Raw genomic sequence first — 8,783 nt, 5'->3', positions numbered from 1 at the left:
CGGCCACCTCACAGAGTCGCAGGCGTTCTGGACGGTCGTCGGCACCGGAGTGCCTGGCGGCTATCAGCAGCGCCACCTCTGCTCCCACGTCCGGCTGGGCTGACCACGCCCGTACGGATCATCCAGACCGGTCCTTCAGCGACCACGGACGACCTGTTGGAGACCCTCGGCGGAGATGACCACCGCGAGGGTCCACAAATCGCAGGCGTGAATCGCCCAGCGGGCGTCGACGTCCAGGCGAAGACCGAGCTGTTCACAACCGGTGGTGGCCTGAGCAGTTCGTCATGGTCGATGCCGTAGGGATAGTGCACGACGGCGACCAGCCGTCCCTTGCGATACCAGTGGTCAGGATGGTCCAGGCCGGCGAGCGTGCTCTGCCCCTCGGCGCAGTGGCGATCAAACGGGTTGCCCGCCTCAGGACATTACGATGGCCCGCCAAGTCCTCACTCCAGACCGAAGGTCACTCTTCACCCAATATTCCGGACACAACCTGTGGAGGACCTTCCGAGAACTCAGCTTCAACAAAATCAGTGGTCCCACTAAAATCGACTTTGTCAAATTTGGCGGCACCGCGAAACTTTACTCCAGAAAAAACCGCATCGCCACCGAAGCGGGTCTCGTCAAAATCAGCAACGCTACCAAACTGCGCGTTTCTGAAACCCGCCCTCCCCGCGAAATCCGCCTTGTTGAAGTAGGCGCCGCGCACAAACTCGACGCCATCAAAATGGGCATCGTCATGAAACTCTGCCCGATGAAACCCGGCTCCGCCGAACTCCGCTTTCTGAAATCCGGTACTGCCGACAAATTTCACATCATTGAACGTGGCACGGTCGATTCGACAGCGATACAGATCCAGGCCGATCAGGACCGCTCCAGAAAAGTCGAGATCGATTTCGCGCCAGAACTTCGGATTAACCGGCGCACCTTGCACGTCAACATCGGGCCATAAGTGGCTAACGAGGATGTCCTGTGCCGCAATTCGAACTTGCCGTTCCTCTGCAAGTTCTCGACTCAGTGAATTATTCTTCAGTTCCGCCGTGGGTCTATTCATAGGGTCGCCGTCTTTCCCACTTCGGCGCGCGCGCGAATCCTTACCTGGAGGCGGCTCAAGGGAGTCGTAGGGCATGCGCAGGTATGCGCAAATTACGTTCACGACGGTCTGCCTATGCCCTTCGTTGTCTTGAGCGAGACGTTCTAGCGCGTATAGGCCACCCAACCTGACCGGTGCCTTGTCGGCCCCTAAATGTTCGACCGCCTTGGTGTATTGCTCGGTCACCTGCCGATTCGCGGCGTCCAGCTCGGTGTGCGCTTGTGCATCCAGACGAGCCCGCAGGTCCCGCTCCGCAGTGCGCTGCCGGCGCACCCCTAGGTACAACGCGAACAGGGCACCGCCGCCAGCGGCAATGCTCAACGCGATCTTCACTGCATCCAGTTTCGCCGTGACAAAGTCCTTGCCATCAAAAGGTTTCCCCGCGCGGGCCAGCTCGGTTACATACCGATCCAACCAGGCCCACGCCTGCCACGCCGCGATCCCCGCCAGGGTCATCAGAACGACCAGCCCCAGTGCCGGTACCAGCCACGGCAGCTGCTCACCATAGGACGAGGGCGGGCGGAACCAGGAACGCAACCGGTCCAGTGCGCGGTGCCGGCGGGGACGCGAGGGAACTGTCATGCCTTTACGTCGCGCAAGCGTCGCGGTGCGCTACACCGCGAAGAAGCGCCACGAGTCCGCAGCTGATCTTGATGACGGCGTCGTGAGATAGTCAGGAATGCCCAGCTCACGCAAGGTCAACATGTCACACGCGGCGAGAACCTACAATCGTCGTAGCTTCCGCACGATTTGAGGTTGACAGGGGCGAGCGTGCCGGTGCTCGCTAACAGCCCAACCGTCCTGAGCGCCGCTAGACGAGCTCGCACGGCACAGTACGGACACCTACCGCCTGTCTCCACGCGTAGCGCGGAGACGTAGCGGTGCGACACTCTCATGTGACTGATCAGGATCAGGGGCATCGGAGCACGGTGATCGCGGCTGCCCGATGGGGTGTCACTGGCTTAGCTGCAGCGGCATGGGTGGCCACGGAAGCCAGATGGATCAACTGGCCCGCAGCAGGGACGTGGCTGGCCCAGCACAAAGTTTCCCTGGGCTGGGCCACGCTGACTGTGCTGCTGGCGAGTTGGGCCGCGTGGCGCGCGGCACCCCGCCGCGTGGTCGACGGACTGACCCGATGGCGCAGTCGACCCGGCGGTAGCACTTCGACGGCGACGCAGCCGCCATTGAGCTGGTGGATGGTGGTGGCCGCCGCGGTGGTGGTCGCCGCAGTGGCATGGGGCGCGACCAAAGGTCTATTGCACGTGGCCAACGCGGCGAAGGACCCGGCGGCTGCGCAAGTGGAGGCGATCAAGACCGGCTTGAGTATCGCTGCAGGCACCGGCGGGGTGTTCGCCCTACTGCTGGCGGTGCGCCGTCAATGGCACCAGGAAGTCAGCACCGCCACCGACTCTGCACACCGGGAACGGGTGGCGGCGAGCACCGAGGCCGACGCCGCCGCCCGGCGCGTTACCGAGCAATACACCAAAGCCGCCGACCAACTCGGCTCGGACAAGGCGCAGGTCCGACTGGCAGGCCTGTACGCGCTGGAGCGACTGGCGCAGGACAATCCCGATCTCCGTCAGACTATCGTCAATGTAATCTGCGCTTATCTGCGGATGCCCTATGTGCCACCACCCGTTCATAGGCACACCAAACGCTCGTTGTTGTCACCCGAATCCTGGCGCGCCAGATCAGCCAAGCCAGATCCAGGAGCACAGGAGGAGCTAGAGGTCCGCACAACAGCACAGCGAATTCTTTTCAGCCATTTGACCGACACGCGCGACGACGCAGAACGACTCACCACCCGTCCGCATCCGCATCACTGGGCGGAAATGTCCATCAACCTGTCGGGAGCGACGCTTGTCGACGCCGATCTCTGGTACGCAAACTGCTTTTCTGTCGACTTTACTGGAACGATATTCACGGGCAAAACCTCGTTCTTCTACGCAAAGTTTGACGACATTGCCAAGTTCGACAAGGCAACTTTTGAAGGATTCACCTCGTTCGTTGGAGCAATCTTCAACAGACACGCCTGGTTCAAAGGAACATCGTTTTCAAAAGGCGTCGCCCTAGCTGGAGCCACGTTCAAGCAGCAAGCAGTCCTTTACGACACATCATTCTCTGGACATCTAGGCCTTAAACAATTGAGGTTCGAGAACGACATCTTCCTCCAAGATCCGGCGTTTGAAGATAACTACAAGGAGTTTGATCAGACTATAGTTTGCAACTTGACTGCAAACTTTCACCTGCCGGACGGATGGCAAGTGAAGGATAGGGGTGACGGAACTGGCTATCTGGCACCCGCACCCAAGATGGCCCTGCCGGAAGCAGCGAGTCGACTTCAGGCAATAAAGGACACTCTACTGCAATGGATGCACGATCTAATCTAATGCTTGTTGGTATTCGCGAGAGCGCACGCTCATGCTCGTGGTGCGGACGCTTCACCCGTCTGTCGATCACGTTGCTCGCGTAGCGGATCCATCGGAGGGATACGAGGATGGTGGCATGAGTAAGCCCGCTGCAACCTCCACAGGAAATAGCGCTCTGTCCGCCGCTGAGCAGCTGTGGAGTGTTACGAGATCAGGCGCTACCTCCGCTCGCGGATACCACTACCAGGACGTCGTTGGCGCATGGTTGTGTGGGCGAGTTCTCGCTGGTCACCTCGAAGTGCACCGCATCGTTCCGGAGAGCTTGGAGGATCTTTCATGTGAGGGTGACCAGGCATGCCACATCCAGGTGAAGTCTCGACAGGAGCGGGTTGGGGACTTCACGCTGGGGCAGGTCGCTCGGTTTCTCCTAGATCTGTTTGATCACCACGTCCAGCGGACGCAAGCTGGTGCACTGGGGCAACCGATTCTCGTGCTTGAACGCCCGGTGGCAGGACACCTGCTTGATCTGTGGGGTCAACCAATCGCAGGCCTGCCCGCTGATCACGATCTGCGAGCGGCCTTGCACCAACTCGCGAAGGCGCAGCGTCGCGACAAGGACGAGATCGAGCGGATGTGCAAGGTCTTGAGCGTCTATGTGTTGCCCTGGCATGCCGCTGCTGTGGAGACACGTGACGCGGTCTCCGCTCGCCACGACCTGTTGCCGGCCGCGGCCGAGCCTGGAGTTCTAGCCTTGCGCGACGCGATTGCCGAATGCGTCGATGCGAATGCCGCAGCAGGGTGGGATAGCCGAGCCGGGCTGGATCGCACTCGTCTCAATCACATCGTCACGGATGCAGCGGCGCTGGTTGATCGGAACTCCCTTGAGGAGGCTATACATACGGGCGCAGTTGAGCCTGTTGATTTTGATCGCCCGTTGCATGCACCCGCCTTCTACGAAGGCGTCGACGTGCAGCCAGGACACATCGCCGCAGGACTGCCTGCGCCGCGGCCGGCCACCACAGGCCAGGTTGTGGAGGCAATCGATCGAGGCAAGGCAGTGCTCGTTACTGGGCCGTCAGGCGTTGGCAAGTCGACCGTCATGTGGGCTGCTGCGTACTCCACGAGACACATCCTCTGGTACCGGGTTCGGCGGCTTCGTGACGAAGACGTCAACTCTGTAGTTCGCCTCGCACGGGCTTTGCACCCTTCGCTCCGGTCACCAGTTGGCTTCGTTGTCGATGGACTCGGGCTCGGGATGACGGCGGCGTGGGACGCACTGCAACAACATCTGGCTGGAGATCCAGGCGTGGTACTGCTGGGGTCAGCACGCACTGAAGACACCCTGGCGCTACGGTCCTTGTCTGCTTGCACAACCGTGGCAGTCAGTCTCGACGAGAGTGTCGCTGAACAGATCCACAATGGACTGCTGACCGCAGGAGTAACTACCGTTCCTCACTGGCGTGAAGCCTATGAGAACGCAGGAGGGTTGACCCTCGAATACACCTATCTGTTGACGCAAGGACGTCGGCTTGCCGACATCATCACCGAGCAGGTGAAGCGCCGTGTACTGGAGAGACGCGACCTCGAACTCAAGATCATCGCGCTAGTAGCGGTCGCCCACCGCTGGGGTGCCGATGTCCCGATGCGCGCGGTCCAAAGACAAGTCGAAGCGAGCGATGCAGACTTCCGCCTGGCTCTGGCCAGGCTCAACGACGAACACCTGGTGCATGTGTTCGGCACGCATGTGGCCGGACTACACCAACTTCGATCCAAGGCACTGGCCGACGCTGTGCATGCCATGCCGCCGCCGGTGCTGGCGGAGACTGTCGATAGCGTCGTTCAACTACTAGACGATCACCAGCAGCAGCCTTTTCTCGCCAAGGCACTGACCGAGCAGGCTGCACTGGACAACGCGGTCGTCGATCGCGTTGTCGTCGAGCTGACCCGGCGGCGTACTCCGGCCGCCTTTGTCGGTGCGTTGCAAGCGCTTCGCATCGTTGACTTTCACAGGCGGGCGGCCGACTGGGCACGTGTGCTCGAACGCTGCAACGTGCCGCCAGCCCTCCGCGCCATCACGTTGCAGTGGGCCATGTTGGGCATGGATCTGCCGCCGCAGGTGAAGCCAGAGGTCGCCGATGCCGTAGCCGCGATCACGCCCGATGCTAGAGAGAAAGCCTCACCACTGCGCGACGCCGTAGTCAGCCGCCTCGGGTCACTCATGGCAGCACAGATTCTCGCTGATTGCTCAAATGCGGTCGAGGCGCAACGGTTTCTGGCTGTGCTGGTGGGAATCCCCACTGACATCTCCTCGGAGATCGCTTTGACCGTCCCCGGCTCACGGCTCAGCGATGTCGCTGTTGATCTTTCGGCCGATGCAGTCGGTGACCTGTTGAGCTCCGCTCGGCTTGTATCAAGCGAACTGGCGCACGCCCTGTCCGCGGCGCTCTTCGACAGAAGCACGATCTTCGACAAGCTGCGGGCGTACGCCCCCTGGCTGACTGAAGCATCTGTGATCGAGAGAGACACTGAGCACGTCGCCTACGCCCGGCTGCTGCACATTTCCGATGAGGCGCAGCCAGATTTCGAACACATGACCCGCTCCTTCGCCAGAGTGATGCTCCGATGCCTGCCAGAGTGCGAGCGCATCGATATGCAGGCCCTGTTGCCAGGAGGTCTACCGATCCGGGTCGGCGACCACACCTTCGCGGCCTTTGGTTTTGGTCGCCACAACGACCATCCACCCACTGCAGTTGCGTGGAACCGCATGCGGTCACAGGTCGCGGCGTCTGCAATGAGTGCGATGGATCCGACGACCCGCGCACACACGGCCTGCGTGCTCGTTCAAGAGGCAGCTCACTATCTGGACGAGTTGACGCGGGTCTGGTGTACCGCCCGCGAGCGCACGGCGGACAGGCAAAGCTTGAACGCCCGGCAGGCGGCCCTGAGCCGACAGGCTAGCGAGCTGACGTTGCCGGTCGACCGAGCGGAATTGTTCGCAAGCTCCGCTGACAAGACAGCTCAAAGTCATCACGACAGTCTGCATTCCCTCATTGAGGGCCTTGTCGACAACCTGACGCCCCGCTTGGCCGCAGCGGCGCCTCGGTGGTCCTCGCTCGCCGGATATGTCGGCGGCACCTTGCGAGAGTGCGTCGCCGAAGTTCGCGAGCTCGAGCAGTGGGGCCTAGTCGGCCAAGACTCTCCGGTCGAACTCGAGCGCCTAGATCGCCTACTGATCGATCTCCACGCGACACTGGCAGAACTTGCATGGGGCGAACTCTTACCCCAGGCCATAGTTCGAGAAGCTCGTTCCGGCGACTACAAACAAGCATTAGCTCGTGTCGCCGATCATGCGCGCTCCCTGTCCACGAGGCGGGCCGTGACACGACGTGACGTTTTCGTAGGAGCAGCTCGCAGAGCCGGCCTGTCGGTGCACCTCGTCACGCGGTCCCCCCAGAGCCCTGATCCGGTCTACTGGCCTGCGATCGAGACCGCGGTGGTGATCGACCTCGTAGAGCTAACCCAATGGCCGGAGATCCTGCTCACGCTTCAGGATCTCCTACCTCACGATCCCGCAACCGAGGGCGGTCGGCCTGCGATCCTGATCGTTCCCGCTGTTGATGACCAACCAATCCCGCGCATGGCCCACCAACTGGTCTCCGACAAGTTGTGGCCAGACACAGGCCCTGGTTATGCCAGCTGGGCCGACGCCTTGCCACCGCCACACCTCACGCCGCTGACCGATGCCGCGGTCGAGGCGCATGAGGCTCTGCGATGCCTCTCCGGCCTCGCCGTGTTTACCTCGTACCGGGAGCCTCATGCGCACCAGGAATCGTTCGCTCAGCAGCAAGCCGAGCGCTACCAACGAGCGCTCCGCACGATCGACACATTACAACCAGCCGACTCGGTCATTTCGGAGATCGTCAGCTACCTCACGTCGACAGCCCAACGCGTGCAGGCAGAACTAGACAGCGGGCCGTCGACCGATGAGCACCGCTACCTGTTCTCAGTTGGTGTTGCGCACGGCGCCACCGGAACACCGACCGAGGACTGGTCCAGTCTGAACGCCCTGCTGGCAATCTGCCTACAGTGGGATGTCAATCCTGACGCAGCTGCCCGCATGCTGGAGCAGGCGTGACACTCCCCCAGCTTCCCTCCCGCAATGTCGCCGTCAACCCTTCGTGCTGACCCGACGTGGCCATCTGCCAGCCGCTTTGCCGTGATGGTAGGAACGTCTCCTGCCACCGAAGTCCCATCACCTGCCGAACGAGCCGCAGGTCTGCCACCCGAAAGTCGAATCACATGGAGCGCCAAGGGTGACTTCGCCTCAACCTCAAGCCGGTCAGCTCGGCAGACCAGGCGCCGCACAATCAGAGCTGCTCATCCACTTCTGTGCCCGTCCGGAGGGACGCCCGCCCACCCCACGCGTTCCTGAGGACATCGCGCAACTGTCCTCAGAGGAACGACTCGACAGGATCTTGTGGGAACAGCGCTGGCTTGGGTTCCCTCCCTGGGGCGCCGACGCCGACCAGCCAGCGGTCTGTTTCTCCGAAAGTCCTCGTGACCACTTGATCGAGCTGCTATCCAAGCGTCGCTGGCCGCCGTGGGGCGTAGTGGTCAAGCGTCAGTGGGTCTACGACATCGGCGGCGGCCCTGTGTGGTACGCCCGATCAGAGCAGTTCGACAACCGAACTCGAGCGCAAAGGCCGTGGTTGGTCAGGTTGGACGCAGACCCCGCTCGCTGGTCGGATTGGACTCATGAACGTGAGTGGCGCGTACCGGTCCAACCGGTCAATCCTGTCCTGTCTTTCGAAGCCGAGGCAGTCGTGGCTGTTCTGGTCGGTAGCCCGGATTGGGAGCCGACCCGCATCGACTACGAGGTCGAGACCGGTCACTTGATCAGTGGCGCGACCGGCATGTACAGCGACCCAGGGGACCCTTACGCGTACCCGGAGCTGACGACCGTCAGCGCGTTGCCATCGGCCTGGACTTCGTCAGCCCACTGGTATTGGGACGCAGAAGCCGGCGTTTTGAACCAGACGCCATAGAGCAGAAGCTGCGTTGAGGACCTGTGTTGGGGCACGGTCTTGCGGATTCGTGACGCGTACGGCCCATGCTCACCGGGACAGTGAACTCGGCCCAGCGGTAGCGGTCGGAGGTGAGGTGCCAATGGACGTACCCCTGCAGGTAGTGCAGCAGTTACGGCCGCTGCTCGCCGTTGCCCAGGTCGAGAATCCCGGTGATAGCCGGCCACTCCCGATTGAAGGTGTCCACATAGGAATCCATGTCGCTGTGAGGTGTCGGCCGCCCGCTTTGGCATCCTCTGT

At 61.8% G+C, this 8,783-nt stretch carries 3 protein-coding genes; 2 read left to right on the top strand and 1 reads right to left on the bottom strand.

Going from position 1 to position 8,783, the window contains the following annotated elements; genetic code table 11:
* Positions 1-460: 460 nt before the first annotated feature.
* A complete protein-coding gene (locus ABZX92_RS30830) occupies positions 461-1,627 on the bottom strand; it encodes a pentapeptide repeat-containing protein (RefSeq protein WP_355566965.1) in 1,167 nt (388 codons plus the stop codon).
* Between the two features lie 443 nt (positions 1,628-2,070).
* Here ABZX92_RS30830 and ABZX92_RS30825 point away from each other — a divergent pair, with 443 nt between their 5' ends.
* Together ABZX92_RS30825 and ABZX92_RS30820 are read left to right on the top strand one after the other, a co-directional pair.
* Positions 2,071-3,480: a pentapeptide repeat-containing protein gene (locus ABZX92_RS30825; protein WP_355566962.1), complete on the top strand. Its 1,410-nt coding sequence runs from the start codon at positions 2,071-2,073 to the stop codon at positions 3,478-3,480.
* Positions 3,481-3,757: 277 nt separating this feature from the next.
* The gene (locus tag ABZX92_RS30820) at positions 3,758-7,594 is read left to right on the top strand and encodes a hypothetical protein (RefSeq protein WP_355566960.1); all 3,837 of its coding nucleotides are present in this window, start codon (positions 3,758-3,760) and stop codon (positions 7,592-7,594) included.
* Positions 7,595-8,783: the final 1,189 nt, after the last annotated feature.

The organism is Lentzea sp. NPDC006480, assembly GCF_040611995.1.
Taxonomy (GTDB): domain Bacteria; phylum Actinomycetota; class Actinomycetes; order Mycobacteriales; family Pseudonocardiaceae; genus Lentzea.
The sequence above is the reverse complement of the archived record's forward strand: the minus strand, read 5'-3'. Positions and strand labels throughout refer to the sequence as shown.